This window comes from Rhodococcus sp. 5A-K4, from assembly GCF_046097995.1.
GTDB classification, from domain to species: domain Bacteria; phylum Actinomycetota; class Actinomycetes; order Mycobacteriales; family Mycobacteriaceae; genus Rhodococcus_F; species Rhodococcus_F erythropolis.
On record NZ_JBJURM010000008.1, the window covers coordinates 140,040 to 165,898 of the forward strand.

Below are 25,859 nucleotides of genomic sequence, written 5' to 3' on the forward strand. Positions count from 1 at the left end.
ACCTGACATGTCCGATACCAACGCAGCCGGCGGTTCCGGCCCCGAGATCATCAGTCCCGAACTGATCTCACTCGACACCGACCTGGGTACGACCAAGGAAGATGTCATTCGTTCTCTCGCAGCGCGACTGACTGCAGCGGGACGAGCGAGCGACGCCGCGGGGCTGGTCGATGCCGCACTCGCTCGCGAAGCGCAGTCCGCGACCGGACTGCCGGGCGGAATCGCCATTCCCCACTGCCGCGCCGAGGCCGTCTCGTCCGCGTCCCTGGGATTTGCTCGACTGGATCCGAAGGTCGATTTCGGTGCACCCGACGGCCCCGCCGATCTGGTGTTCCTGATCGCGGCACCCGAAGGCGCCGGAGCCGAGCACATGAAGCTGCTCTCGTCCTTGGCCCGAGCGCTCGTCCGACCCGCGTTTGTCACGTCGCTTCGTGAGGCGTCGACGCCGAACGAGATCGTGAGACTGGTCGACGAGGTACTCAATCCCGCGCCGAAGGATGCTCCAGCAAAGGCTGCGGCAGCCACACCCACTCCTCCTGTTTCCACCGGGAAACACGCCACCGAGGAGGCCCCGGCTCCAACGCCCGCGGAGCGTCACATCGTCGCGGTCACCGCGTGCCCGACCGGAATCGCTCATACCTACATGGCTGCGGACTCGCTCGTCGCCGCGGGTGAACGCGCCGGGGTCAAGGTTCACGTCGAAACGCAGGGCTCGAGCGGAAGCACCCCGCTTGACCCTTCGGTCATCGCCGGAGCCGCCGCGGTTATCTTCGCCACCGACGTCGGAGTGAAGGGCCGCGACCGGTTCGCCGGCAAACCCGTTGTCGCTTCCGGTGTGAAGCGGGCGATCAACGAGCCGGACAAGATGCTTGCAGAAGCGTTGCGCGCCTCCGAGAATCCCGCCGCCGCCACCGTGGACGGCACCGCCGCCGCGGCTGCGGATTCCGATGCCGGTTCCGTAGGGTTCGGCACCCACCTCCGTCAGGTCCTCCTGACCGGTGTCAGCTACATGATCCCGTTCGTCGCGGCCGGCGGTCTGCTGATCGCACTCGGCTTCCTGCTCGGCGGATACGAGATCTCCGGTCCTGCCAAGGACATCGTTCTCAACAACTCGATCACCAACCTTCCCGACGGTGGTCTGGCCACCTATCTCGGCGCAGTGCTGTTCCAGATCGGTTCGTTGGCATTCAGCTTCCTGGTGCCCGCGTTGGCCGGCTACATCGCCTTCGCTATCGCCGACCGGCCTGGCATCGCTCCCGGCTTCACAGCCGGCGCGGTCGCCGTGTTTGTCGGTGCCGGATTCATCGGCGGCCTGGTCGGTGGTCTCATCGCCGGTGTCGTCGCGCTCTACATCGGCCGGATCGCCGTCCCGCAGTGGCTGCGGGGCCTGATGCCGGTGGTGATCATTCCGCTGTTCGCGACGCTGGTTGTCGGAGCACTGATGTTCATCGTCCTCGGTCGTCCGCTCGCCGCGATCACCTCCGGTCTCACCGACTGGCTCAACGGACTGTCCGGCAGCTCGGCCATCTTCCTCGGCATCATTCTCGGCCTGATGATGTGCTTCGACCTCGGCGGACCGGTCAACAAGGCGGCTTACGCCTTCGCTGTAGCCGGACTCAACGTCAACGACCCGGCCACTTTGCGCATCATGGCGGCAGTCATGGCTGCCGGTATGGTTCCGCCGCTGGCCATGGCACTTGCCTCGACGGTGCTGCGTCCCAAGCTCTTCAGCGAAGCCGAACGTGAGAACGGAAAGGCTGCCTGGTTGCTGGGCTCGGCATTCATCTCCGAGGGCGCGATTCCGTTCGCCGCTGCCGACCCGCTTCGCGTGATCCCCTCGATGATGGCGGGCGGTGCCGTCACCGGTGCGCTGATCATGGCTTTCGACGTCACTCTCAGCGCCCCGCACGGCGGGATCTTCGTCTTCTTCGCAGTCGGCGGAATCGGCTGGTTCCTGGTCTCGCTCGCCGCGGGAACCGTGGTAGCTGCGCTCGCCGTCGTCGGAGCCAAGGAGTTCTTCCGCAAGGGGCCGTCCGATGCCGAACTCGACCCCGAAATCGTGCCCGCTGCGGCATGATCGACAGCAAGCAACGCTGCAGTCACCACTGTTGTCACCAAATCCGCCCAAAGACCCCACAACGTCCGCACCGATAGATTCACAACGAGGAGATCCCATGCCCAGCAAGACAGTTGCCGTCGGTTCCGCAGTCGGCCTCCACGCCCGCCCCGCCGCTCTCATCGCCGAAGCAGTCGGAGCCTCCGGCGCCACGGTCACCCTCGCAGTCGCCGACGGCGAACCGGTGGATGCAGGTTCGGCACTGATGATCATGACGCTCGGAGCCGCCAAGGACACCGAAGTCACCATCGAGTCCGACGACGCCGACGCACTCGCCAAGGTCGCCGAACTGGTAGCCGCTGATCTCGACGCCTGACCTGATGTCAGTCGGTGCTGTGTAGCGGGCCGGACACTCTCACGGAGTCAGTGCGAGTGTCCGGCCCAGCCAGTCCATTTCGAGTTCCAGAGCAGTGCCCCACACATCACCCGAGTGCCCGCCGGGAAGGGTGTAGTAGTCCACGTTCATGTCGGCGGCGCGCGCAGCCTCGAACATGATCTCCTGCTGAGGGCGGTAGATGTCGTCGTCTTCACCCGCGACAAATACACCAGACAACTGCGGATACCGATTCTGCGCCATCAGGTCTCGGGCGTTGACCGCGTCGAACGCGCTTTCGTCACCGTCGAACATGGCCGCCACGGTGTCCTCGTGATCACCGGTCGACGGTTCGTCCTGCCCGGAGAAGTCCAGGAACGACGGGTATCGGTCCGGGAAGTTCACGGCCATCTCGATCGCGCACGTCCCGCCGTAGGAGAACCCACCGATAGCCCATTGCGCAGCGTCCGGATTCACTTGAAGGTTCGATTCGATCCAGTTCGGGACGTCCTGGTCCAGATACGTCGCGACGTTGCCGAGCGCAGAATCCATGCAGCCGGGGTTGGCGTCGTAGTCCCCCAACGCGTCGGGCACCACCACGACGGGAGCAAGCCCGGAATGCCTCGACGCATAGGCGTCGACTGTGGTCGCGAGACGGCCACTGTCCAGCCAGTCACTGGGGCTGCCGGGCTCACCCGCCACCAACACCAGTACGGGCAACTCGGCACGCGGATCGGCAAGATAGGCAGGCGGGAGATACAACGTCGCCGGCCTCGCGTCGAAACCCGAGATGTTTCCCGGAATCGACGCTTCCGTCACGACGCCGTTGCTCGGCATCCGCACCGGAACCTCCCAATGAGTTTCGGTGGGAAGTCCCCGTTGTAGCCAAGGTTCGGCCCCGGGGAGCGAATCGAAAGCAACGTGCTCGACCGAGCCGACCGGCCAGTGCCCGACCAGTGATCCGAGCGTGGGGTAAGTGCCGGTCTGGGCATTGACCTGACCCACCGCGACGATCGCGGCCAGACCGGCCAACACCGTCACCGAAAGGCCGCGGGCCAGTCCTGGACGCCGGAGGAGAACAAGCGCCGCGCCGATGACTCCGAATATCGCCAACGCTATCCACACAAAACTCGACACAGGTAGCTGCGCGGGCAACGGTCGATAACTGAGCCACACGAACATCGCGCCGCCGGCGGACCCGACCACTGACAAGCCCAGTGCGACAAGCACGGCCCGACGCGGCAACCAACGAAGCAAAAGCAGCGCGCCGACGCCGACGCCGACGGAACCAACGAGCAGCGCTGCGGTGATGTGTCCGTGCTCGAGTGACATACGCGAGAGCCGCGTCAGGAGTTGATGCCCGTGCATTCGTTCCAGTATCCACATCTACCGGCAGTCTGCGAATTCGTGGAATTGGTGGGAATCAGCGGCGTCGTCGAGATCTCACGAACGCCACACCTCCGAGCGCGCATCCTGCCGCGACCAATCCGGCCCACACGAATGTCCATGGATCGACCCCGACGCCGACCGAACCGGCAGACGAGTCAGCCGTCGATTCGGTCGCTTCCACGAGCGCGCGCATCACGTGAACCGGCGGCAAAGCTCCGCCGGCAGATTCCGATCCGATCAGAACATCGCCCGCGTCGTTGAATGCCACGGCCTCGCCCTGAGGCTCCGTCGGGAGCGGGATCCGCAGGGGTTCGGTATCGGTGAGCGTCGCGCCGATTCCGCCGTCCACGACTTCGTACAGGTACAGGTCGGAGTAACTCCGAAGTGCGATCGCCGAGCCGTCCGACGACACCGCTCCCCCGGTGAACATCACCGACACGGGCTTCTCCGGTCCGAGAGATACGGCTCCGACGCGCTCGAGCGGCGTCGGGCCGGGTTGCGCCAAGTCACTCAGTTTCTGATCCCCGACGGGTGTGTAGACACTGCTGGAGCCGAACAATTCCTTGGTCACGACAAACACATGGCCGTCAGGGTCGAGCAGAATCGATTCGGTGTCGTGCGCGCCGTCCGGGTACGTGAGGCGGTGCAACGTACCGTCACCGGAATCGAGGTCCATCGTGATGAACGCCACCGTGTCGCGGGTTCGGAGGTTGTCGCCGGTATCCGACAGAACGAGCGTTCGACCACTCACCGCAAGATCTTCGACGTCGTATGGATCGATCGGAACCGGAATCTGTTTCTGGACAACACAGTTCAAGTCCATTTCGAATACGAAGTCGTCACTGCCGCCGTCACCCATCGCGTAGATCCGATCGTCGACGACGACCATCCCCGACATCTCCTGGAGCGCAGGATCGGTAGGTGTACAGAGTGGGGCGAACTCGCTCGGCTCGAACGACGACGCCTGTGCGAGCGCTCCGGGAAGCAGTGCGGTTGCCGTAGTCGCAGCAAGCACCGCGACCACGACCCCGAAACTACGCACTAGGTGCGTACTCCACCAATGCCGAGGCCAACATCTGTGGCACGCGTGCGTGCACCCGCGTTCCCGCCTCTTCGTGAGTCGATTCCAAAATCGTTCCGTCCGAGTGGATTCGAGCCATCAGATCACCGCGCGTGTACGGCACCAGCACGTCGACCTCGACTTCCGGCCGAACCAGCACCTCGCTGAGATGTGCTCGTAGTTCAGCGATTCCTTCACCGGTCCGCGCCGAGACGAACACGGCACCAGGCAGCAGACCACGTAGTTGCGTCAAGGTAACCGGATCTGCCGCGTCGATCTTGTTGACCACGATCAACTCCGGCGGAGCCTTCGAATCCGTCTCGCGCAGAACATCGGTGACGACTTCCCGCACAGCCTTGATCTGTTCTGTCGGCAACGGATCCGAACCGTCGACGACGTGCAGAAGCAGATCCGCGTCGGTCACTTCCTCGAGAGTCGAGCGGAATGCCTCGACCAACTGAGTCGGAAGGTGTCGCACGAAGCCGACCGTGTCGGTGAGTACGTACTCGCGGCCGTCGTCGAGTGCGGCGCGGCGAGTTGTCGGGTCCAAGGTGGCGAACAACGCGTTCTCCACGAGCACACCGGATCCGGTGAGCGAATTGAGCAGACTCGATTTGCCCGCGTTGGTGTATCCGACGATGGCGATCGACGGGATGTCACTCTGCAGTCGACGGGTCCGCTTGGTGTCGCGAGCGGCCTTCATGCCCTTGATCTCGCGGCGCAGTTTTGCCATGCGCTCACGAATACGGCGACGGTCCGTCTCGATTTTCGTCTCACCGGGACCACGCAGGCCCACACCTCCGTTACTGCCGGCACGGCCACCGGCCTGGCGCGACATCGACTCGCCCCAACCACGCAGACGCGGGAGCATGTACTCCATCTGAGCGAAAGCCACCTGGGCTTTACCCTCACGAGACGTGGCGTGCTGAGCAAAGATGTCGAGAATCAGAGCCGTCCGGTCGATGACCTTGACCTTGACGATCTTCTCCAGCGCCGTGAGCTGCGCCGGCGTCAGCTCACCGTCGCAGACGACGGTGTCGGCGCCGGTCGCCAGGACTACTTCGCGCAGTTCCTGAGCCTTGCCGGAACCGATGTAGGTGGCAGCGTCGGGTTTGTCGCGGCGCTGAACCAGTCCTTCGAGGACCTCGGAGCCGGCCGTCTCGGCCAGTGCGGCCAGCTCGGTCATGCTCGCCTCGGCCTGCTCGGCAGTTCCCTGCGTCCAGACGCCGACCAGGACAACTCTTTCGAGTCGAAGCTGGCGGTACTCGACTTCGGTGACGTCCTCGAGCTCGGTCGACAGACCGGCCACGCGGCGCAGGGCGCCGCGATCTGCGAGTTGCATCTCACCGGTCGACGGGTTGCCCGATGCGGACGCTGCCGTGTATTCGGCTTGCGCGTACTCGGACTGCTCGTGAGCGGTGGACTCTTCGTTTTCATGTGTGTTCGTCATACAAGATCCATGGTCCCACGAAACCTGGCCACGGTGCATCCGTATTTCCTGCAGGCGTATTTCCCGCGGGCGATATCACACGAGCGATTGCCACCAGGCATCGCTGATCGTCCCGTTCGCCACCAGAACCGAGGGCCCCCGCAACGACCCTTCGCCGCCTTCGACGGTGACCTGCACTTCGCCGCCGAGCACGCGCACCAGCACCGAGCCTTCGTCGCGGCCGTCGAACTTCAGCGCCGCGGCCGCAGCTGCGACCGTTCCGGTTCCGCAGGAACGAGTCTCGCCCACGCCACGCTCGTGTACGCGCATGTGAACCCCACCGTCGTGGATCGGCGTCACGATCTCGATGTTGACCCCGTGCGGGAAGAACCCCGGATCGAAGCCCGGAGAAACACTCAAATCGAGCGCACTCAAAACTTCTGCCGTCACGTGCTCGTCGACACACGCCAAATGCGGATTACCGACGTCGATGCCGACGCCGGCGAAGACGCGGCCGTCGATTGTTGCCGAACTGGTGCCGAGGTCCTTGATCGGGCCCATCGCCACGGTCACGTCACCATGTGTGGCGTCGTAGCCGTGCACCACGACCGGACGCGCTCCGGCACGACTGCCGACCACGAACTCGTCCTTGCTCTCCAAGCCCGAGGCCTTGAGATAGTGGGCGAATACGCGAACTCCGTTTCCGCACATCTCCGCGATGGAGCCGTCGCTGTTGCGGTAGTCCATGAACCAGTCTTCGGCAGCGACGCCGTCGGGCAGCGCACCGAGCACGCCCGCGTCCGCAAGTGCGCCTGCCCGGGCGACACGAAGGATGCCGTCGGCGCCGAGGCCACGCTGACGATCACACAACGCTGAAACTCGCGCCGGCTCGAGATCGACCCGAACGTCGAGGTCAGGGAGAACAACGAAGTCGTTCTGCGTGCCGTGGCCCTTACTGAAATCCATGGTCGCCATCCTATCCGGACCTACCGACCGACTCACGCAGGTGACGCGGTGACCACGACGTTCTGTTCGTACGTGAATCCGGACGGCAACGAGGGGTCGGGCACGGTTGCGCCGCCGCAGGTCACGAGGACCAGCCTGGGCGCACCCGTTTCGGAAAAGAACTCGGCCGGCAAAGCCACCTTTTCGTACAGCTTCAGGCTCGCTGCGTGATAGGTGAACATCGTTCCGGTGTCGTCGCTCACGTAGATCGGTGTTCCGGGCTTCATCTGGTGCAGCGCCCACAAGGCGCCGTGCGTGCGATCACCGTCGTCGACATGGCCGGCAACAAGATTGGTGCCCTCCGAAGATCCGAACTGCACGCCGTTGGTGAAATGCGAAACCTTGTCAGGATGCGGAAGGATCATTCCGCGGTTGGCGCCGAACCCACTGGTCACGATGTCGGCTCGCACATCCAGATCGGGAATCGCAAGCATGTTCGGCGGCAGATCCGTTGGCGCAGGCGCCCAACTCGCCCCTGGATCGGTTGGAGCTCCCACGTCGAAGGGTGCTTCGGGAACAGGTGCGCTGATGGGCTTCCCGGCCGCACTCACCGCAAAATAGACGAGCACCCCGCCGACCGCGAGAAATGTGACGAGCAGTAGGAGAAGCGGCAGCCGACCCGCGCGTCGGCCTCTCGGTCGCGCGTGTGTCCCGGTCTGCGCCATGTTCGTTGTCCTCCAGTCCGTCGATCGCGAAACGAATGGATCGCGAAAGAGCTAACTGTAAGATAGCTGATCGGCACGATCGTGTTACAGGCCGCGATCTGCAAGGGCAGCGAAGGCCGAGCGAGCCAGCTCCGGATCGGCACCGTCGAGCCAGTGCACGCGTGCGTCACGACGGAACCATGATCGTTGGCGGCGAACGTAGCGCCGCGTCCCGATGAACGTCCGTTCGAGTGCTTCGGCCAAATCGTATTCACCGTCGAAATGTGCGAGCACCTGTGCGTAGCCGATGGCTCGCGGCGCTGTGACGCCCTCACGCAATCCTTGCTCGACGAGTACGGCGACTTCGTCGACAAGTCCGCCTGAAAACATCAGCTCGGTTCGCAACCGAATCCGGGCGTCGAGTTCTTCCGTATCCCGATCCACGCCGAGAATGCGGGTTCCCCAACGAGGGTCACCGATCTGCGGAGCTGAGGCCGCGAACGGCAGACCTGTCAGCTCGACGACCTCGAGCGCCCGAACCATCCGCCGGCCGTCCGTCGGCAGTATCGACGCCGCCGCTACCGGATCAGCAGCAACAAGCGCCGTATGCACCGCACCGACCCCACCGTCGGCCAGCACTGCCTCCCACTTCGCGCGAACTTCGGGATCCGTTGCCGGAAAGGACCATTCGTCGAGTAGGGACTGGACGTACATCATGGATCCGCCGACGATCACCGGAACCTTGCCCTCCGCGATCAGATTCTCGGCGATCGCGATCGCGTCGCTTTGATAACGCGCGACGGTGGCGGTCTCCTTCACGTCGAGAACGTCGAGCAGGTGATGCGGAATCCCGCGACGCTCGGCCGGCGTCAGTTTGGCGGTCCCGATATCCATGCCGCGATAGAGCTGCATCGCGTCGATGTTGATGATCTCACCGCCGAATTCTTCGGCCAGTGCCAACGCGAGATCGGACTTTCCCGACGCGGTCGGACCGACAACTGCGATCGGGCGAAGTTCTTCAGGGACGTTCACGGCCGCCACGTCCCGACGTGGTAAGCGACGCCGAACGGCGCGTCGCTGTAGTCGACCACCGAACGTGTCGTGGTTGACCGAGACGAGTTCATGAAGACACCGGCCAGGACCTGCCACGCCGCACGACCCTGGGCTCCGACACTCCGGCAGAGCTGCGGATCGAGAGCAAGAAGCGCCTCCGGGTCACCGGCGGTCAGGGCATCGTCGATGGCCGATTGCACGCCAGCGGCGCGCTCGTCGAAGCTTCCGGGCGCCTTGGCCGTCAGCGTGGACGCACCGTCAGCCACGATCAGAAGCCCTTGCGGTCGGTTGTCGCTGTCGAGTTGCTTGCGCAGCTGCTGTCCGAATTCACGACATTCATTCACCGACGCCTCTGCACTGACGACGTGCATGTCGACGGTGATCTCCACGTCCGCTCGGGCACGCAGCCAGCCGGCAACAAGGGCGCACAGTTCGAGAGATGGCATCGGTTCACCTGCCGCATCCGCGTCCAGGGACGTCCGGACATCGGCGCCGAATCCCGCGAAAGTACCGATCTGCCCACGTCCGACGCCCGATCGCCAGAGTTCGCCTGCTGCATTCTTGGGTCCTGCATTCTCGAGGCCGACACCGACGCCCACCCAGTGAACCGCCTCGTGAGAGAGCCGGCGCACGGCGGCTATCGCTGTAGCGCGCACCTGAGCGGACTCGGTCGAATCACCGGACAATTCCGGCACGAGTAACGGCGCCGAGGGGACGAGAACAGCGGAAGTCAACACAGTTGCCACGCTAGTCGACCCCGAGGTGGCGACCTCACACCCTCTTACCTGATTCAATAGTCGGAGAACGTGAGTACCGGGTTCAATGGAACCAGGAATGCGATCAGGCAGCCGTGACGCGCGGCAGAGACGAGGACCGATGACCGAGAACAGTGAACCCACCACCGGCGCCGACAGCAGTTCGGCCAGCCCGAGCCCGGCAGCACCCAAACCCGGTGCTCCCAAACCTGGTGGACCACGCCCCGGTGCGCCCCGCCCCGGAGCACCTCGCCCCGGCCCGGCAGCCTCGCATGCCGTCACCGCCGCGCCGGCCAGCGACCCGAGCAAGTTCGGCCGCGTCGAGGAAGACGGAACCGCCTGGGTGAAGACCGCTGACGGTGAACGCCAGATCGGTTCGTGGCAGGCCGGCGACGCCACCGAGGGCCTCGCCCATTTCGGTCGTCGCTACGACGACCTCGCGACCGAGGTCTCACTACTCGAGGCTCGACTGACGTCGGGCGCCGGAGACGCCAAGAAGACCAAGGCTGCCGCCATCGCTCTATCCGAATCCCTCTCCACCGCTGCCGTGATCGGTGACCTCGACGCTTTGGCCCGCCGACTCGACGTGATCGTTGCCGGGTCCGACGAGGCCGCAGCGCACGCGAAGGAAGAGAAGGAACAGTCTCGCGCCGCGAGCACCGCCCGCAAGGAGGCCCTCGCAGTCGAGGCCGAACAGATCGGTTCGGAGTCGACCCAGTGGAAGACCGCGGGTGATCGACTGCGCGAGATTCTCGACGAGTGGAAGACGATTCGCGGAATCGACCGCAAGGTCGACGACGCACTGTGGAAGCGGTACTCCAAGGCTCGCGAGTCCTTCAACCGACGGCGTGGAGCGCATTTCGCCGAACTCGATCGTGATCGTGCGAGCGCCCGTTCGACGAAGGAAGAACTGGTCGAGCGCGCCGAGAAGCTGTCGACCTCCACTGAATGGGGACAGACCGCTGGAGAATTCCGCGATCTGCTCAGCGAGTGGAAGGCTGCCGGCCGCGCACCGCGCGAGGCCGACGACAACCTGTGGAAGCGCTTCAAGGGCGCTCAGGACGTGTTCTTCGCCGCACGCAACGCTGCTGCATCCGAGCGCGACGCCGAATTCGAGCAGAACGCAGTCGCGAAGGAAGAGCTGCTCGCTGCGAACGCGAACATCGATCCGGCACACGGTCTCGAGAACGCTCGTGCAGCGCTGCGAGACCTGCAGGAGAAGTGGGACGCGATCGGCAAGGTGCCGCGCGACCGGATGCAGGAACTCGAAGCGAAGCTCCGGGCCATCGAAACCAAGGTGCGCGACGCCGTCGACGCCGAGTGGCGTCGTACCGATCCGGAAGCACTTGCCCGGGTCGCGCAGTTCAAGGAGCGGGTGAGCCAGTTCGAGGAGCAGGCCGCCAAGGCTCAGGCTGCCGGCAAGACGAAGGACGCCGAGAAGGCTCTCGCTCAGGCAAAGCAGTGGCGTGAGTGGGCCGAAGCAGCCGAGAGCGCTGTCAGCGAGTAATCGACGACGAGCTGCTTTGACAACAACGCCGGCTGACTCCGAAAGGAGTCAGCCGGCGTTGTCTTGCGCTATTGGCTAAGAGAACTTCCGTGTCAGCCGACGTTCCATTCCTGATGCTTCTCGGCTTCAGCCGCAGCGATCCGGCGTTGCTCCTCGGCGGCGAGCTGAATGTTGGTTCGCGTCCAGACCACCTTGAGCCAATGGAACGTCAAGAACACGACGGCAAACCATCCGATGACCAGCCCGATCGACGGTCCTGCCACGTTGAATCCGGCGGGAATGGTCTGACGTGACCAGACGGCCATCATTCCCAGCGCACTCGCCACGGCACTACCGGCCAGCGCGACCCACGCCAGACTCCAGCGCCGCGTCACGAGTGCGAGCATCGAGAATCCGATGCCGAAGATGACAACGAACCACACGAACAAGCGTGAGAACAGTGCAATCCGTTCACTTTCCGCGTCCTGGTTGTACGCGAGCACATCCCAGCCGTTCGCCACTCCCGCATGGGGCAGTGCAAGGGTGCCGACCAGCACGAGCACCGCAACCGCGACAACCATGGCGCGCGCACCCGGATCGATTTCTCCCGCGACCTTGCGTTCCGCGTCGTCGAGGTCCTTGCGGTAGCCCTCGAAGGCGTCGTCGCCCGGCTGAGGTGTCTTGTTCTCGTGTTGCGAGGTCATGCGTTGCATCCCATCTGGACGGGTTGTGGGGCTGGGGCACCGATCTTCGGTAGTCCGAGACCTACGCCGATGGGCGGGGTCTTGGGTGTGATGCCCTTTTCGAACGAATCACCGGCGCGGGTCCGACGGTGTGTGAGCACTCCGTCATCTGCCACGAGGTGATGGGGGGCTCCGTGGGTGACGACGACCGTCACCACGTCGCCGGGTCGGATTGTGCCGTCGAGGTTTCCTTCGGGTCGGAAATGCACCAGGCGGCCGTCTCGCGCGCGACCACTGAGACGGTGAGTCGCTGCGTTCTTGCGGCCCTCCCCCGCGGCCACCAGTAGTTCTACCTCGGTGCCGACGAGTTTGCGATTTTCCTCGATGTTCACTTCTTCCTGAACCGCGAGCAATCGCATGTAGCGTTCCTGGACAACCTCTTTGGGAAGTTGATCAGCCATCTCCGCCGCCGGCGTGCCCGGGCGCTTGGAGTACTGGAAGGTGTAGGCGTTGGAGAATCGCGCCTTACGCACGACGTCCAGCGTCTCCTCGAAATCCTCTTCCGTCTCCCCCGGGAACCCGACGATGATGTCCGTGGTGATGGCGGCGTGCGGCATTGCGGCGCGCACCTTCTCGATGATCCCGAGGTACTTCGACTTGCGGTACGAGCGCTTCATCGCCTTGAGAACCTTGTCCGAACCGGACTGCAACGGCATGTGCAGTTGCGGGCAGACGTTGGGAGTGGTTGCCATAGCTTCGATGACGTCATCGGTGAACTCTGCCGGGTGCGGCGATGTGAACCTGACCCGTTCGAGGCCGTCGATGTGTCCACATGCCTTCAAGAGGGAGGCGAAGGCTCCGCGATCGCGCGGTTGTTCCGGATCGGCGAACGACACGCCGTAGGCGTTGACGTTCTGTCCGAGCAGGGTCACTTCCGAGACACCCTCGTCGACGAGTGCCTGCACCTCGGCCAGAATGTCGCCGGGACGTCGATCCACTTCCTTGCCACGTAAGGCCGGAACGATGCAGAACGTGCACGTGTTGTTACAGCCCACCGAGATGGAAACCCAACCCGCGTAGGCGGATTCGCGCTTCGCGGGCAGTGTCGACGGAAACGCCTCCAGCGCGTCGAGGATTTCGACTTCGGCGCGCTGATTGTGGCGCGCGCGGTCGAGCAGCGCGGGCAGCGAGCCGATGTTGTGAGTGCCGAAGACGACATCGACGAACGGCGCCTTCTTGACGACGGTGTCACGATCCTTCTGCGCCAGGCACCCACCGACCGCGATCTGCATGTCGGGGTTCGCCTCCTTGTTGGGGGCGAGCTGGCTGAGGTTGCCGTACAACTTGTTGTCCGCGTTCTCGCGGACCGCACACGTATTGAAGACGACAAGATCAGGATCGGTTCCGGTCTCCGCCTTCGAATACCCGGCGTCCTCGAGCAGACCGGACAGTCGCTCGGAATCGTGGACGTTCATCTGACAGCCGTACGTCCGCACCTCGTAGGTGCGAACAGGCGTAGCAGTTGCCTCCGGAACTGCAGTCGGCTCCGGAAGTGCAGGGGACATTTCGTCGATCAGTGACACGCTTCAGCCTAGCTCACGTCCACTACGACGTGTAATAACGCCCTGATAAACAGCCGAAACGCGACATAAACGTCGTCACAGTAAAATTTCCATTACATATGGCAAGAACCATGGCGAAATCACGGGCGTCGACGCAAACTACGCCTAAGGTTCTCGTTTATGACCCAAGCCGACGATGCGACGACGCCGACCACCTCCGGCGATTCCACATCCATGATTTCGATGACCTCGGTGAACAAACACTTCGGGGAACTTCACGTCCTGCAAGAGGTCAATCTCGAGGTACCCAAGGGCCAAGTGGTGATCGTCCTCGGTCCGTCGGGCTCCGGTAAGTCGACTCTGTGCCGCACCATCAATCGCCTCGAACCCATCGACTCCGGCACCATCGCCGTCGACGGCAAGACGCTCCCCGAAGAGGGCAAAGCACTTGCCGCACTTCGTGCCGACGTCGGGATGGTCTTTCAGTCTTTCAACCTGTTCGCGCACAAGACGATCCTCGAGAACGTCATGCTCGCACCGATGAAGGTCCGCAAGGCAAAAAAGGACGAAGCCAAGAAGACCGCGCAGGCGTTGCTCGAACGTGTCGGTATCGCCAATCAGGCCGACAAGTACCCGGCGCAGCTTTCCGGCGGTCAGCAACAGCGTGTCGCCATTGCTCGCGCTCTTGCGATGCAGCCGAAGGTGATGTTGTTCGACGAGCCCACCTCCGCTCTCGACCCCGAGATGGTCAACGAAGTCCTCGACGTCATGACCTCCCTCGCGAAGGAAGGCATGACCATGCTCGTGGTCACGCACGAGATGGGCTTCGCGCGCAAAGCCGGCGATCGTGTGCTGTTCATGGCTGACGGCCAGGTCGTCGAAGACACCACGCCCGAAGAGTTCTTCACCCATCCCAAGTCGGATCGGGCCAAGGACTTCCTCGGCAAGATCCTCACGCACTGATTACAGTCTCCCCTCCGACAGTCCTGTCCTCGTCCACAAGACAACTTGCTCGACTGCACCGTTCACCTCGGCTGCACCGTTCATCTCGACTGCACTGTTCGTGTGTCGACAACTGAGAGGATCTTCATGAAGATCAATCGTTCCGTCCGTTTCGGAATCGGAATCATGGCCATCGCGTTCGCTGCCACGGCCTGTGGCGGCGGCGAGGAGAACAAGTCGATCACCGAGAGCGCTTCCGACGGCACTCTCACCGTCGGCATCAAGTTCGATCAGCCCGGCCTCGGTCAGCGCAACCCTGACGGCACCTTCTCCGGCTTCGACGTCGAGGTAGCCCGTTACATCGCAAACGAACTGGGCGTAAAGCCCGAAGGCATCACCTTCAAGGAATCTCCGTCAGCCCAGCGCGAGACCCTGATCCAGAACGGCGAGGTCGACTACATCGTCGCGACATACTCGATCACCGACACGCGCAAGGAAAAGGTCAGCTTCGGCGGCCCGTACTTCATCGCAGGCCAGTCGCTGCTCGTTCGCTCCGACAACACCGACATCACCGGCCCCGATTCCCTGACCGGCGGCAAGAAGCTCTGCTCGGTGTCGGGTTCGACTCCGGCGCAGAACATCCAGGACAACTACGCCAAGGACGTCCAGCTCCAGCCGCTCGACACCTACTCCGCTTGTGTCGAGGCTCTGCGCAACGGCGCTGTCGACGCTGTCACCACCGACGACATCATCCTCGCCGGCTACGCTGCCCAGTACCCGGGCGAGCTTAAGGTCGTCGGAGAACCGTTCACGACCGAAAAGTACGGTGTCGGCCTGGCCAAGGACGATTCCGAGGGTCGCGGCAAGATCAACGATGCCATCGAGAAGATGATCTCCACCGGCGCGTGGGAAGAAGCCTTCAACAACACCGTTGGTGCTTCGGGCTACCCGATCCCGGCCCCGCCCACCGTTGATCGTTACTGACCTGCTTTTTTCACCGTCAATCTCGCTGCGGCTCCCCATTTCGGGAGCCGCAGCGCGTGACGCCACCAACGGAGATCCCGTGATCTGGGGAGACGGCAAGTGAACCTTCTGAGCAAGTACGGCGACCAGATTCTGGAAGCCTTCTGGACCACGATCCAGCTGACGTTCTTCTCCGCGATCGGCGCCGTCATCATCGGTGTCCTGATCGCGGCCATGCGCGTGTCACCGGTTCCGGTCGCCCGATTCCTGGGTACCGCGTACGTGACCGTGTTCCGCAACACCCCCCTGACACTGATTCTGCTGTTCTGTCTGTTCGGTCTGTCGCAGACGCTCGGAGTCAATCTCGCCAAGTCGGACTCACCGACGTTCTTGACAGACAACAACTTCCGACTCGCAGTACTCGGCCTCAGTGTCTATACCGCCGCGTTCGTGTGTGAGTCACTTCGATCGGGAATCAATACCGTTCCGGTCGGCCAGGCCGAAGCGGGCCGATCACTCGGTCTGTCGTTTGCACAAAATCTTCGGCTGATCGTCCTGCCTCAGGCATTTCGCGCGGTCACAGCACCGCTGGGTAGCGTGCTGATCGCACTGACCAAGAACTCGACCATCGCCGCGGTGATCGGCGTATCCGAAGCGTCAGCGCTGATGAAGAAGATGATCGAAAACGAAGCGGCGATCTTCGTCGTCGGTGGAATCTTCGCTGTCGGTTTCGTGATCCTGACACTTCCCATGGGCTTGATCTTCGGCAAGCTGAGCAAGCGATTCGAGGTTTCACGATGAGCAACCGCGCAACAGTCCTCTACGACGCGCCCGGCCCCAGAGCGCGAAATCTCTACCGATTCGCGTCCCTTGTCGTCGCTGCACTCATGGTCGCAATCGGTTACGTCATCTACCGCGCACTCGACGAAAAGGGCCAGCTGACAGCAGCGAAGTGGGATCCGTTCCTCGAATCCACGTCGTGGACAACGTATCTGATACCCGGCATCCGGGGAACGCTGATCGCGGCTGCGATGTCCATCGTCTTCGCGCTCATCCTCGGTTCTGCCCTGGGTATCGGCCGACTCTCCGAGCACAACATCATTCGGAAGATTTGCGGCGTCATCGTCGAATTGTTCCGAGCAGTACCGGTTCTGATTCTGATGATCTTCTCGTATCAGGTGTTCGCCGAATACGAGGTCTTCAAGTCCAAGTACCTCGCACTCGCGGCAGTCGTCGTGGGTCTGACTCTGTACAACGGGTCAGTGATCGCCGAGATCGTCCGTGCCGGAATCAACTCACTCCCACGAGGGCAAAGTGAGGCCGCCAAGGCACTGGGCATGCGCAAGACGCAGATCATGGTGACGATCCTGCTCCCCCAGGCGGTTACCGCCATGCTCCCGGCACTGATTTCACAGATGGTCGTGGCGTTGAAGGACTCCGCCCTCGGTTACCTGATCGGGTATGTCGAGCTGGTGCGTCAGGCCCAACAGCTCGGCACCTTCTACGGAAACTTCCTGCCGGCGCTCATCGTGGTCGCCGCGATTATGATCGCTCTCAACTCGGCTCTGACCTTCCTGGCAACCAAGGTGGAGAAGCGCCTGCGTTCCGGAAAGCGAAAGGGCAAGGGCCCCATCGCGGCTCCGTCCGCCGACCCAGCCGTTTCGGTTCCGGGCATGGACCTGACCAAGCCGTGAATCAGATGGAGCCGTGAGTCGAATCCGGCCGCGTTAGCGCGAATACACAACAGGGCGGGGGTACCACCGAATTTCGGTGGTACCCCCGCCCTGTTGTTCTGAATGCTGCACTTCGCTACGAGTCGGTGACCGCCGCCATCTCGGCTTTGACCACCTCGTACGACATCCCAGCTGAATATCCCTTGCGTGCCAGCATCGAGACCAGTCGACGCGTGACCTTGTCACGATCATCGACGGGCTTGTTCTTCAGCTTCCGCCGAACCAGCTCCGCTGCTCGCTCGCGCTCATCTTCCGGATCGATCTGCGACAACGCTTCGGAAGCGACGTCCTGGTCGATTCCTTTGAGCCGCAACTCGACTGCAAGCGCACGCTTTCCCTTGCCCGAGTACGTATGCCGCGAATGAACCCATTGGTTCGCGAAGTCCGCGTCGTCGATCAACCCGATTTCCTGGAGTCGATCGAGGACGTTGGTAATGATCTCGGGTTCGAAGCCGCGTCCGCTCAGCTTGGTTTCCAGTTCGGAGCGGCTGCGCGCCCGGTCGGTCAGAAGGCGCAGGCAAGCATCTTTGGCCTGCGCCTCTGTCCCACCTTCTGCGCGTTGCGACGGCTTCTCGGATCGTTGACGGGATCGACGCCGAGGAGCGCCGTACTCTTCACGAGCATTCTCGCCGTTGTCACCGTCGTCGAAGCTCATGACTGAACTCAGAAGTCGGCGGGAGCTTCGTCGGTTGCAGTGACGTCAGCACCGATACCGAGCTTTTCCTTGATCTTCTTCTCGATCTCGTCACGGATATCGGTGTTCTCCAGCAAGAACTTACGAGCATTTTCCTTGCCCTGACCCAACTGGTCACCTTCGTAGGTGTACCAGGAGCCGGACTTGCGGATGAACCCGTGCTCGACACCCATATCGATGAGCGAGCCTTCCTTGCTGATGCCCTGGCCGTAGAGAATATCGAACTCGGCCTGCTTGAACGGCGGCGCGACCTTGTTCTTGACGACCTTGACTCGAGTGCGGTTACCGACTGCGTCGGTACCGTCCTTGAGAGTTTCGATACGACGGATGTCGAGGCGGACCGAAGCGTAGAACTTCAGTGCCTTACCACCGGTGGTGGTTTCGGGAGAACCGAACATCACGCCGATCTTCTCGCGAAGCTGGTTGATGAAGATGACGGTGGTGCCCGAGTTGTTCATGGCACCGGTGATCTTGCGCAGTGCCTGGCTCATCAGTCGAGCCTGCAAACCGACGTGGCTGTCACCCATCTCGCCTTCGATCTCGGCGCGAGGAACAAGAGCGGCCACAGAGTCGATCACGACGATGTCGAGGGCGCCCGAACGGATCAGCATGTCGGTGATTTCGAGGGCCTGCTCACCCGTATCGGGCTGCGAGACCAGGAGTGCATCGGTGTCGACGCCCAGCTTGGCTGCATAGTCGGGATCGAGTGCGTGCTCCGCGTCGATGAACGCCGCGATGCCGCCGTTGGCCTGAGCATTGGCAACTGCGTGCAGTGCCACGGTGGTCTTACCCGAAGATTCCGGGCCGTAGATCTCGATGACGCGGCCACGCGGCAGTCCGCCGATACCCAGCGCGACGTCGAGCGCGATGGAACCGGTGGGAATGACGGCGATGGGCTGACGAACACCCTCGCCCAAGCGCATCACCGAACCCTTGCCGAAGTTCTTGTCGATCTGCGCCAACGCGAGGTCGAGTGCCTTGTCCCGATCAGGTGCCTGTGGTGCCATCGTGATCCCCATCCTTGTTTCAGTCTTCAGTGCCTGCCTGAGCAGACTCCGTCTCTTCAGCGCCTGCCTGAGCCGACTCTGTTGGTGTGTTGCGATCAGAGTAGATCCGGCCACCGACAGACTTTTCGATCTTGCTTTCGCGCTTGTCGATCACTGTGCTTGTCGATAACTGTGCTTGTCGATAACCGAAAGTTCGCAGTTACGAAAGGAGCGTCACCACCGAACAGCTTCAGCATAGACGAACACGTGTTCGAACAGAAGATGGGAGACGTTCGACACGCCGAAAAAATCAGCGGCGGGCGGGCGGTACGTCGAACTCCACACAGAGCGCACGCCACACTTCGCGAGGCTCCCAACCTGCTTCGACGGCCTCCGCAGCAGTCATTCCGTCGAGACTCTGGAGTACATGGTCGATCAGCATCGAGTCGCCTCGTACCTGTCCGAACTCTTCGCGCACCATTTCATGAAATTCGGTCAACCGCACAGCCGCCACCGTAGTCCACAGAGCGGTGCACCTGCATTCAGGCGCAACATGCTCACGCCGTCACACCGCCGTTGACCACCTGTCGGCACACCGCCACCGGATCGGTGACCTGCGACGCAGTCGCGGCAGCCGCTCTCGCAGCTTCCGCGAATCGTTTGTCGGAGAGCACCTGCAGTACGGCATCGCGAATCGAGCGGGCATCTGCGGGCCGCACGATCACCGACGTCCCTGCCCGCGCAGCGCGATTGGCCAACTCCCACTGGTCCCCACCCCCGGGAACGACGACCGTCGGCACGCCGGCCAGCAAGGCCTTCGCCAACATGCCGTGCCCGCCGCCGCACACCAACACCGACGCGTCACGCAGCATCGCGTCCTGGCGTCCGAGACCTGCGCGGACCCAATCGGGATGCTCGCCTTCTGCTCCGTCGAGCATCGACGCGATCAGCCGCACACCGGCGCCGCCGAGTCCTTCGACCGTGCCCTCGAACATTCCCACTGCGCCGGTGTGCGCCGTGGACGGCGCCACCATGACCAGCGGTTCGTCACCTGGCGGTGGATCCAGAATCACCTCGGTCGGCTCCCAGAGAAGCGGGCCGACGACGTGAGCGTGCTCCGGCCAGTCGGGACGCGGCACTTCCAGTGCCGGAAGTGTTGCGATCAGGCGAGCATGCGGGCCTGGATCCAGGGCGGGTAGCCCGATGCCGACACGGGCCTGCGAGCGCTGCGCCAACCCTTGCTTGATCGAACGTCCTGTTGCGGCGCGCATCAGGGTGTCGCGAAGTCGACCACGAACTCCGATGCCGGGCGCGAGCCCACTGCCGATCGGCGGTAACCCCCGCGACGGTGAGTACAGCGGGTGAGGCGAAAGTTCCACCCAGGGGATGCCGAGTCGTTCGGCGGCCAATCCGCCTCCGGCAGTGAGGATGTCGGAGACGACGAGATCCGGGGAGACGGATTTCAGGTCGGGAAGCAGTTCGGTGGAAATATAGGCGGCGCGCGAATGAATCCGAGCGCCTGCATCAAGATCGTCGTCTCCCGGCCGCGGGGCCAAGCCCTTGAGAGGCTCGGCTTCCACGCCGGCCGCTCGCGCTGCCTCGACCCACCGGGTCCCCGTGTACAGGATCGGGTCGTCGCCGGCCTGGATCAACGCCAGTGACAACGCTATTGCGGGAAAAGCATGACCCGGGTCCGGCCCGGCAACAACGGCTACACGCACCGGATCAGAGTGTCACACCGAGTGAAAGGCCTGTTCCGCCGCACCCAGTGCGCGTTCGCGATCCGAAGCCACCAATCCGATTCTCGTCCTGCGATCAAGGACGTCGTCGACATCGAGGGCGCCTTCATGCGATACCGCGAAATCGAACTCGGCGCCGCAGATCTCCAAGTCCGCAACCGACCGGAGTCGATCGCTGCTCGCCGCGGCCACGACCTCGGCCTCTGTGCCGTATCGCGCCACCAACGACGCCGGTGCCTTGATCTTTTTCAATTCCGCCGGTGATGCAGCACCTACCAGCGGCAACGCACGTGTCCGACACGCCCCGGCGCTCAGCGATCCGACCTCGACCGCGGCGTCGACGGCGTCTTCGGCCATCTTGCGGTACGTCGTGAGTTTTCCGCCCACCACCGTGACCAAGCCCGAGTCCGAACGGACTACAGCGTGATTGCGCGAGAGGTCGGCCGTCGAGCCTTCACCGGTGTCCAGCAGCGGACGCAGACCCGCGAAGGTCCCCAAGACGTCCTCACGGGTCAGCGGAACTTCCAACGCCGTGTTCACGGTGTCGAGCAGGAAGTCGATCTCGTCCTCGGACGCCGTCGGTACGTCGGGCACCGGTCCCGGCGCTGCTTCGTCGGTCAACCCGAGGTAGATCCGGCCGAGCTGCGCGGGCAGCGCGAAGACGAAACGGTTGGTCTCGCCGGGAATCGGCACGGTCAGTGCTGCCGTGGGGTTCCCCAATCGCGCTGCATCGAGCACCAGGTGCGTCCCGCGGCTGGGGCGCAGGGTGATGCTGGAGTCGACCTGATCAGCCCAGACACCGGTCGCATTGACCACGACGCGGGCACGCATCAAGAACTCGGACCCGGTCAACTCGTCGCGCAAGGTGGCCGACGTTCCGGATACGTCGTATGCACCGACGCGGGTCAGGATTCGCGCGCCGTGGGACGCTGCGGTTCGGGCGATGCCGACGACGAGGCGGGCGTCGTCGATGAGCTGCCCGTCGAACGCGGTCAAGGCGCCGCGTAAGTTCTCCTGCTTGACCGCGGGAGCCAATTCGCGCGCCCGCGCAGCGCTGACCGCCCGTGATCGGGGTAAAACCGAAGCCGGGGTTCGCGCCGACATGCGCAGAGCGTCACCGGCCAGGAAACCGGTACGCACCAGGGCCTTCCCGAAGAACGACGTTTCGGGCAACAGCGGTACGAGTTGAGGCATGGCGCGAACGAGGTGCGGCGCGGTGCGCGTCATGAGAATGCCGCGCTCGACCGCACTTTCACGCGCTATACCGACATTGCCGGAAGCCAGGTACCGAAGGCCCCCGTGTGCCAGTTTCGAACTCCAGCGGCTGGTGCCGAACGCGAGGTCGTGCTTTTCGACCAGCGCAACACTGAGCCCACGAGTCACGGCGTCGAGAGCGACACCGACACCGGTGATTCCGCCGCCGATGACCAGGACGTCAACCGAATCGCCGTTCGCCAACTGCTCGAGTTCACGAGTACGCCGCTGTGCGTTGAGAGCTGAATCGCCGCCTGCTGAATCACTGCCTGCTGAATCTCGAGGGTCCACAGCTATTCTCCCGAATTCTTTGCAGGTGCCAGATACGCAGCGACCGCATGTCTGAGTTGCTCGACCGACGCGTCGGCGGAAAGTTCCGGCTCGAGAGTCGGTGCGGAGATGACGACGGACTGAGCCATCAGTAGAACCATCGCCGCAATCTCGTTGACGCTTCCCTCGCGAATCGAACCGTCTTGTTGACCGGCAGCGACGACGGAAGTGATCAGTTCGAGAATCGACTTCTGGCTCGCGCCGAGTCGGTCCACGATGTAGGTGGTGAGCAACTCTTGATCAGCGTGCCGAATCTTCACGAAGAGCGGATGGTCGCGAATCTGGCCGACGACGTCCCCGATCGCTTCCACGAGCAATGTGGCCGCAGACCCGGTGAAGGTCACCTCGGGCAGCACCGATCGAATCTCCCGGGTGAGCAGATCCGCGACGACGGCTCGCGTGTCCGGCCATCGCCGGTAGACGGTCGGCCGGCTCACGCCGGCGCGACGCGAGATCTCCGCCAGTGTGGTTCGCTGCATTCCGAAATCGAGGACACACGACCTTGCTGCGTCGAGAATCACGTCGTCGATCTCGCGGCTGGGGATGCGCTGACCGTCTGTCTTGCGAGGGACAATTGGGCCATCTGCGTTACGGATTACCATCGTGTGTAACACAATACCGGACAAGTCACCGGTAATCCCGTCGGGACTTGCGAGTTCTCTCGCTCAGAGATCATCAGAAATAGTACAACTCGAAACCAACTGCGCGCTCGGCGTCGAATCCAGGCTTCGGTCCGCTGACCATGTCGATCTGTGCGCGCGCCTGTTCCCGGATCGGCGTGGAACTCAACGCCGCCAGATATCGCGCATGTTCCGCGAGCGAATCCACGGCGCGATCGACCGTCGACGTCACGTCGACGCAGTGTGTAGGAGTCATCGTGTTGACCGCAACCCACCGAACGCCGGACCACGGCGCCAGTCCCTGCGCCGTCAATGACGGAAAGATCCATTCGTTCGCCGCATCAGCGGTCGCGTCCAGGACGCTGATCCCGAGCGCTCGGTGATCCGCGCTGTTGAGGTAGCCGGGACCCCAGGTATGGGAGAAGTTCATCGTCACCACCAATTCCGGGCGGTGACGACGAATTGCTGCGGCGAGAGTCGAGCGCAACTCCAAGCCTTCCACGAGACGACCGTCGGGCAGGCCGAGGAACTCCACCTCACTGACACCGACGATCGCGGCCGAGCGACGCTCTTCTTCCTCGCGGACCGGGCCGGACTCCTCGGGCGACAGACCGGCAATTCCGGCCTCGCCGCGCGTGGCCAGGACATATCGCACGTCTTTGCCGCGATCGGTCCACTGCGCCACTGCTGCGGCTGCGCCGTATTCGATGTCATCGGGATGCGCCACGATGACAATCGCGCGCTGCCAGTCCTCGGGGAAGTTTTCCATAGGGCAGATCTTGCCCGTCAGAACCGCGAAGCGGGCGAATTGTCGTCACTTCCCGACATCGCCTTCACCAGGAAATAGATTCCGAAGCCGACGGCGCCGACCACCAGAACCCAGAAAAGGCCCTTGATCAGGGCACCGACCACCGCGAGTGCGACCCACACCAGGACGACGGCTAAAACGATCTTCCAAAACATGCTTACCTCCAACGTGCCGTTGAATATCAGTCGAATCGGACAGGTGCTGCGTCGTCCGTAGAACCAGCCTGACAGGTCTGGCGTGACAAAGCAGCAGCTCAGCGGCAAGTTCAGGTAAAGATCAGGGTTCACCCCGAGACCGGCCCTCACGCAGGTCAGGTGTCCAACCCATCGGAGCTTGCTCCTGGCGTAAACTCGCGAAGTTCGATCCCGTATGCCGAAGGAGCACGTCCGCAGTGTCTACGACCCGTTTCCCCGCTCGCGATCTCGCGCATGTAGCCGTCTTCGCCGCACTCATCATCGCGCTGGGCCTACCCGGGTCGATCAACATCGGCATTTCCGGCGTGCCGATCACACTTCAGTCCATGGGCGTCATGATGGCCGGCGCTCTACTCGGACCGCGCAAGGGTGTTCTCGCCGTCCTGACGGTCATTGCCCTGGGATTGGTCGGTCTACCGGTCCTTGCCGGCGGTCGCACCGCACTCGTGTCTCTCTCGAGCCCGACAGCCGGATTCCTCATCGGTTGGATCCCGACGGCGTTTGTCATCGGATGGCTGACTGCCAAGATGCTGCCCAAGTACCGGATCATCGCGGGCATCGGCATCAACCTTCTCGGCGGCGTGGTCATTCTCTACGCGTTCGGCATCGTCGGAATGATGGTCCGCGGACACATGAGCTTCGTTGCCGCATGGTCGGCCAACGCCGCCTTCATTCCTCTCGACGCCGCAAAAGCGGTCGTCACCGCGTTGGTCGCGTCCCAGGTTCATCGGGCATACCCAGCACTGCTGCGCGACTCGGTGATCTCGTCGAACAAGACCGTGGTGGCGAATTAATCTCCGATGAGTGAGATCGTCTTCGAGAACGTCGGACACAGCTTCGGTGAACGAACGGTCCTGCAGCAGATAAATCTGCGACTGAGCGAGCAGCGAATCGGAATCGTGGGTGCGAACGGAAGCGGCAAGTCGACCCTCGCTCGCATGATCAACGGACTGGTCGTTCCAACGGAAGGACACGTCCACGTCAACGGCTTGGACACGGCGAAGAAGGGCCGCGACGTACGCAAGCAGGTCGGATTCGTCTTCACCGATCCCAACCACCAGATCGTGATGCCGACGGTTGCCGAGGACATCGAATTCTCGCTCCGCCGTAGCGGATTGGGCAAAGCCGAGCGTGCCGCAAAGGTGGCCTCGGTGCTCGAACGCTACGGCCTCGCCGGGCACGCCGACCATCCCACCCACCAGCTTTCGGGCGGGCAGAAACAGCTCCTCGCGCTCGCGGCCATCATGGTGACGGAACCGAACGTACTGGTCGCCGACGAACCCACTACGCTCCTCGACCTTCGCAACTCTCGGCTGATCAGCTCGGTATTCGAGTCACTCGATCAGCAACTGATCGTCGTGACCCACCAACTCGATCTCCTCGAATCCTTCGAACGGGTGTTGGTCGTCGACCAAGGCCGCGTCGTCGCTGACGGCTCCCCCGCCGACTCCATCGATCACTACCGGTCGTTGGTCTCGTGACCACTCTCGGCGTCTACCGACCGGGCTGCTCACTCCTGCACCGGATGCCGACGGGGATCAAGCTCTTCGCCTTGGTCGTGGCCATTCTCGCCGTCTCGATCTTCGTGCGTGAGCCGTGGCAACTGGCAGCTCCCACGATCGTCGTTGTGGCCCTGTACGCGATTGCGCGCATTCCTCCGATGACTGCAATCCGGCAGCTGCGTCCGGCGCTGTGGATGTTGCTCTTCATCGGGGCGTTCCAGCTGGTAGTCGCGGGATGGCAGCGAGCGGCCGTCGTTTGCGGGGTTCTGATCATTTCGATCGCCTTCGCGGCGATCATGGGTCTGACCACACGGATCTCCGAGATGCTCGACGCGATCACCAGATTCCTGACACCCTTGCGACGCTTCGGCGTCAATCCCGAACGGATTGCCTTGCTCCTCGCAATGACGATCCGGTGTATCCCGCTGATGTTCGAGGTCATCACACAGGTGTCCGAGGCACGCAAGGCGCGAGGCCTCGGATTCTCGCTGCGATCCTTCGCAGTGCCGGTCATCGTCGGCACCCTGATGACCGCGGACGCAATGGGTGAAGCATTGGCGGCCCGCGGCGCCGACGACTGAGATTTCGAACAGTGTGCA

27 protein-coding genes are annotated in these 25,859 nt (G+C 63.1%); 10 read left to right on the plus strand and 17 right to left on the minus strand.

Annotated features, from left to right (window positions below):
* Window positions 1–7 precede the first annotated feature (7 nt).
* Together ACKAMS_RS13345 and ACKAMS_RS13350 are read left to right on the plus strand one after the other, a co-directional pair.
* Complete coding sequence (locus ACKAMS_RS13345) at window positions 8–2,077, plus strand: fructose-specific PTS transporter subunit EIIC (protein WP_020969479.1); 2,070 nt, start codon at window positions 8–10, stop codon at window positions 2,075–2,077.
* Window positions 2,078–2,174: 97 nt separating this feature from the next.
* A complete protein-coding gene (locus ACKAMS_RS13350) occupies window positions 2,175–2,432 on the plus strand; it encodes an HPr family phosphocarrier protein (protein WP_003942144.1) in 258 nt (85 codons plus the stop codon).
* 39 nt (window positions 2,433–2,471) lie between these two features.
* On the opposite strand, the gene ACKAMS_RS13355 is transcribed toward ACKAMS_RS13350, so the two are convergent.
* From ACKAMS_RS13355 to ACKAMS_RS13385, 7 genes are all read right to left on the minus strand, one after another.
* A complete protein-coding gene (locus tag ACKAMS_RS13355) occupies window positions 2,472–3,797 on the minus strand; it encodes an esterase family protein (protein WP_249346233.1) in 1,326 nt (441 codons plus the stop codon).
* Window positions 3,798–3,852: 55 nt separating this feature from the next.
* The gene (locus ACKAMS_RS13360; RefSeq protein WP_211916817.1) at window positions 3,853–4,860 is read right to left on the minus strand and encodes a hypothetical protein; all 1,008 of its coding nucleotides are present in this window, start codon (window positions 4,858–4,860) and stop codon (window positions 3,853–3,855) included.
* Entirely contained in the window at window positions 4,853–6,328 is a 1,476-nt protein-coding gene (gene hflX / locus ACKAMS_RS13365; protein WP_003942213.1) for a GTPase HflX, read from the minus strand. Before hflX ends, ACKAMS_RS13360 begins: the two co-directional genes overlap by 8 nt.
* Before the next feature lie 75 nt (window positions 6,329–6,403).
* Window positions 6,404–7,273 (minus strand): diaminopimelate epimerase, encoded by an 870-nt coding sequence (gene dapF / locus ACKAMS_RS13370; protein ID WP_031331591.1) that lies wholly within the window; start codon window positions 7,271–7,273, stop codon window positions 6,404–6,406.
* 32 nt (window positions 7,274–7,305) lie between these two features.
* Entirely contained in the window at window positions 7,306–7,977 is a 672-nt protein-coding gene (locus ACKAMS_RS13375; protein WP_211916819.1) for a class F sortase, read from the minus strand.
* 84 nt (window positions 7,978–8,061) lie between these two features.
* On the minus strand, window positions 8,062–8,997 hold the full coding sequence (gene miaA / locus ACKAMS_RS13380) for a tRNA (adenosine(37)-N6)-dimethylallyltransferase MiaA (protein WP_060938481.1): 936 nt from the start codon (window positions 8,995–8,997) through the stop codon (window positions 8,062–8,064).
* Entirely contained in the window at window positions 8,985–9,746 is a 762-nt protein-coding gene (locus tag ACKAMS_RS13385; protein ID WP_211916821.1) for a class III extradiol dioxygenase subunit B-like domain-containing protein, read from the minus strand. Before ACKAMS_RS13385 ends, miaA begins: the two co-directional genes overlap by 13 nt.
* Window positions 9,747–9,885: 139 nt before the next feature.
* Here ACKAMS_RS13385 and ACKAMS_RS13390 point away from each other — a divergent pair, with 139 nt between their 5' ends.
* A complete protein-coding gene (locus tag ACKAMS_RS13390; RefSeq protein ID WP_019748202.1) occupies window positions 9,886–11,271 on the plus strand; it encodes a DUF349 domain-containing protein in 1,386 nt (461 codons plus the stop codon).
* Window positions 11,272–11,363: 92 nt separating this feature from the next.
* Here ACKAMS_RS13390 and ACKAMS_RS13395 read toward each other — a convergent pair whose 3' ends face one another.
* A complete protein-coding gene (locus ACKAMS_RS13395; RefSeq protein ID WP_020907525.1) occupies window positions 11,364–11,954 on the minus strand; it encodes a hypothetical protein in 591 nt (196 codons plus the stop codon).
* A complete protein-coding gene (gene miaB, locus ACKAMS_RS13400; protein WP_044480362.1) occupies window positions 11,951–13,498 on the minus strand; it encodes a tRNA (N6-isopentenyl adenosine(37)-C2)-methylthiotransferase MiaB in 1,548 nt (515 codons plus the stop codon). The genes ACKAMS_RS13395 and miaB overlap by 4 nt, the downstream gene beginning before the upstream one ends.
* Window positions 13,499–13,729: 231 nt before the next feature.
* Here miaB and gluA point away from each other — a divergent pair, with 231 nt between their 5' ends.
* From gluA to ACKAMS_RS13420, 4 genes are all read left to right on the plus strand, one after another.
* Window positions 13,730–14,458 (plus strand): glutamate ABC transporter ATP-binding protein GluA, encoded by a 729-nt coding sequence (gene gluA / locus ACKAMS_RS13405; RefSeq protein WP_007735175.1) that lies wholly within the window; start codon window positions 13,730–13,732, stop codon window positions 14,456–14,458.
* A gap of 126 nt (window positions 14,459–14,584) precedes the next feature.
* On the plus strand, window positions 14,585–15,421 hold the full coding sequence (locus ACKAMS_RS13410; RefSeq protein ID WP_020907523.1) for a glutamate ABC transporter substrate-binding protein: 837 nt from the start codon (window positions 14,585–14,587) through the stop codon (window positions 15,419–15,421).
* Between the two features lie 99 nt (window positions 15,422–15,520).
* A complete protein-coding gene (locus ACKAMS_RS13415) occupies window positions 15,521–16,201 on the plus strand; it encodes an amino acid ABC transporter permease (RefSeq protein ID WP_019748198.1) in 681 nt (226 codons plus the stop codon).
* Entirely contained in the window at window positions 16,198–17,094 is an 897-nt protein-coding gene (locus ACKAMS_RS13420; protein WP_007735172.1) for an amino acid ABC transporter permease, read from the plus strand. The genes ACKAMS_RS13415 and ACKAMS_RS13420 overlap by 4 nt, the downstream gene beginning before the upstream one ends.
* Window positions 17,095–17,209: 115 nt before the next feature.
* On the opposite strand, the gene recX is transcribed toward ACKAMS_RS13420, so the two are convergent.
* The 8 genes from recX to ACKAMS_RS13460 all read right to left on the minus strand — a co-directional run bounded on the left by recX (window position 17,210) and on the right by ACKAMS_RS13460 (window position 23,719).
* On the minus strand, window positions 17,210–17,788 hold the full coding sequence (gene recX / locus ACKAMS_RS13425) for a recombination regulator RecX (RefSeq protein ID WP_021344061.1): 579 nt from the start codon (window positions 17,786–17,788) through the stop codon (window positions 17,210–17,212).
* A gap of 8 nt (window positions 17,789–17,796) precedes the next feature.
* Window positions 17,797–18,834: a recombinase RecA gene (recA, locus tag ACKAMS_RS13430; protein WP_007735170.1), complete on the minus strand. Its 1,038-nt coding sequence runs from the start codon at window positions 18,832–18,834 to the stop codon at window positions 17,797–17,799.
* 289 nt (window positions 18,835–19,123) lie between these two features.
* Complete coding sequence (locus tag ACKAMS_RS13435; protein ID WP_003942185.1) at window positions 19,124–19,318, minus strand: DUF3046 domain-containing protein; 195 nt, start codon at window positions 19,316–19,318, stop codon at window positions 19,124–19,126.
* Between the two features lie 52 nt (window positions 19,319–19,370).
* Window positions 19,371–20,534, minus strand: coding sequence for a glycosyltransferase (locus ACKAMS_RS13440; protein ID WP_408989119.1), 1,164 nt, complete (start codon window positions 20,532–20,534; stop codon window positions 19,371–19,373).
* Between the two features lie 12 nt (window positions 20,535–20,546).
* The gene (locus ACKAMS_RS13445) at window positions 20,547–22,097 is read right to left on the minus strand and encodes a glycerol-3-phosphate dehydrogenase/oxidase (protein WP_205907870.1); all 1,551 of its coding nucleotides are present in this window, start codon (window positions 22,095–22,097) and stop codon (window positions 20,547–20,549) included.
* Between the two features lie 2 nt (window positions 22,098–22,099).
* Window positions 22,100–22,738: a TetR/AcrR family transcriptional regulator gene (locus ACKAMS_RS13450; protein WP_042951750.1), complete on the minus strand. Its 639-nt coding sequence runs from the start codon at window positions 22,736–22,738 to the stop codon at window positions 22,100–22,102.
* A gap of 73 nt (window positions 22,739–22,811) precedes the next feature.
* Window positions 22,812–23,525, minus strand: a complete 714-nt coding sequence (locus ACKAMS_RS13455) for a PIG-L deacetylase family protein (protein WP_019748191.1) — start codon at window positions 23,523–23,525, stop codon at window positions 22,812–22,814.
* Between the two features lie 17 nt (window positions 23,526–23,542).
* Entirely contained in the window at window positions 23,543–23,719 is a 177-nt protein-coding gene (locus ACKAMS_RS13460; RefSeq protein WP_003942133.1) for a hypothetical protein, read from the minus strand.
* A 236-nt stretch (window positions 23,720–23,955) separates the two neighbouring features.
* Here ACKAMS_RS13460 and ACKAMS_RS13465 point away from each other — a divergent pair, with 236 nt between their 5' ends.
* From ACKAMS_RS13465 to ACKAMS_RS13475, 3 genes are read left to right on the plus strand one after another with little or no spacing between them, the layout of a single operon-like run.
* Complete coding sequence (locus tag ACKAMS_RS13465; protein ID WP_019748189.1) at window positions 23,956–24,552, plus strand: biotin transporter BioY; 597 nt, start codon at window positions 23,956–23,958, stop codon at window positions 24,550–24,552.
* A 6-nt stretch (window positions 24,553–24,558) separates the two neighbouring features.
* On the plus strand, window positions 24,559–25,239 hold the full coding sequence (locus tag ACKAMS_RS13470) for an energy-coupling factor ABC transporter ATP-binding protein (RefSeq protein WP_019748188.1): 681 nt from the start codon (window positions 24,559–24,561) through the stop codon (window positions 25,237–25,239).
* Entirely contained in the window at window positions 25,236–25,841 is a 606-nt protein-coding gene (locus tag ACKAMS_RS13475; protein ID WP_019748187.1) for an energy-coupling factor transporter transmembrane protein EcfT, read from the plus strand. The genes ACKAMS_RS13470 and ACKAMS_RS13475 overlap by 4 nt, the downstream gene beginning before the upstream one ends.
* Window positions 25,842–25,859: the final 18 nt, after the last annotated feature.

What these genes read in the sequence shown, in the direction of transcription:
- ACKAMS_RS13375 (WP_211916819.1), bottom strand. Translation starts at nt 7,977, where the DNA reads ATGGCGCAGACCGGGACACACGCGCGACCGAGAGGCCGACGCGCGGGT.
- ACKAMS_RS13450 (WP_042951750.1), bottom strand. Translation starts at nt 22,738, where the DNA reads ATGGTAATCCGTAACGCAGATGGCCCAATTGTCCCTCGCAAGACAGAC.
- ACKAMS_RS13455 (WP_019748191.1), bottom strand. Translation starts at nt 23,525, where the DNA reads ATGGAAAACTTCCCCGAGGACTGGCAGCGCGCGATTGTCATCGTGGCG.
- ACKAMS_RS13470 (WP_019748188.1), top strand. Translation starts at nt 24,559, where the DNA reads ATGAGTGAGATCGTCTTCGAGAACGTCGGACACAGCTTCGGTGAACGA.
- ACKAMS_RS13350 (WP_003942144.1), top strand. Translation starts at nt 2,175, where the DNA reads ATGCCCAGCAAGACAGTTGCCGTCGGTTCCGCAGTCGGCCTCCACGCC.
- recA (WP_007735170.1), bottom strand. Translation starts at nt 18,834, where the DNA reads ATGGCACCACAGGCACCTGATCGGGACAAGGCACTCGACCTCGCGTTG.
- ACKAMS_RS13460 (WP_003942133.1), bottom strand. Translation starts at nt 23,719, where the DNA reads ATGTTTTGGAAGATCGTTTTAGCCGTCGTCCTGGTGTGGGTCGCACTC.
- ACKAMS_RS13355 (WP_249346233.1), bottom strand. Translation starts at nt 3,797, where the DNA reads ATGCACGGGCATCAACTCCTGACGCGGCTCTCGCGTATGTCACTCGAG.
- gluA (WP_007735175.1), top strand. Translation starts at nt 13,730, where the DNA reads ATGATTTCGATGACCTCGGTGAACAAACACTTCGGGGAACTTCACGTC.
- ACKAMS_RS13390 (WP_019748202.1), top strand. Translation starts at nt 9,886, where the DNA reads ATGACCGAGAACAGTGAACCCACCACCGGCGCCGACAGCAGTTCGGCC.
- hflX (WP_003942213.1), bottom strand. Translation starts at nt 6,328, where the DNA reads ATGACGAACACACATGAAAACGAAGAGTCCACCGCTCACGAGCAGTCC.
- dapF (WP_031331591.1), bottom strand. Translation starts at nt 7,273, where the DNA reads ATGGATTTCAGTAAGGGCCACGGCACGCAGAACGACTTCGTTGTTCTC.
- ACKAMS_RS13395 (WP_020907525.1), bottom strand. Translation starts at nt 11,954, where the DNA reads ATGACCTCGCAACACGAGAACAAGACACCTCAGCCGGGCGACGACGCC.
- ACKAMS_RS13410 (WP_020907523.1), top strand. Translation starts at nt 14,585, where the DNA reads ATGAAGATCAATCGTTCCGTCCGTTTCGGAATCGGAATCATGGCCATC.
- ACKAMS_RS13345 (WP_020969479.1), top strand. Translation starts at nt 8, where the DNA reads ATGTCCGATACCAACGCAGCCGGCGGTTCCGGCCCCGAGATCATCAGT.
- recX (WP_021344061.1), bottom strand. Translation starts at nt 17,788, where the DNA reads ATGAGCTTCGACGACGGTGACAACGGCGAGAATGCTCGTGAAGAGTAC.
- miaB (WP_044480362.1), bottom strand. Translation starts at nt 13,498, where the DNA reads ATGTCCCCTGCACTTCCGGAGCCGACTGCAGTTCCGGAGGCAACTGCT.
- ACKAMS_RS13420 (WP_007735172.1), top strand. Translation starts at nt 16,198, where the DNA reads ATGAGCAACCGCGCAACAGTCCTCTACGACGCGCCCGGCCCCAGAGCG.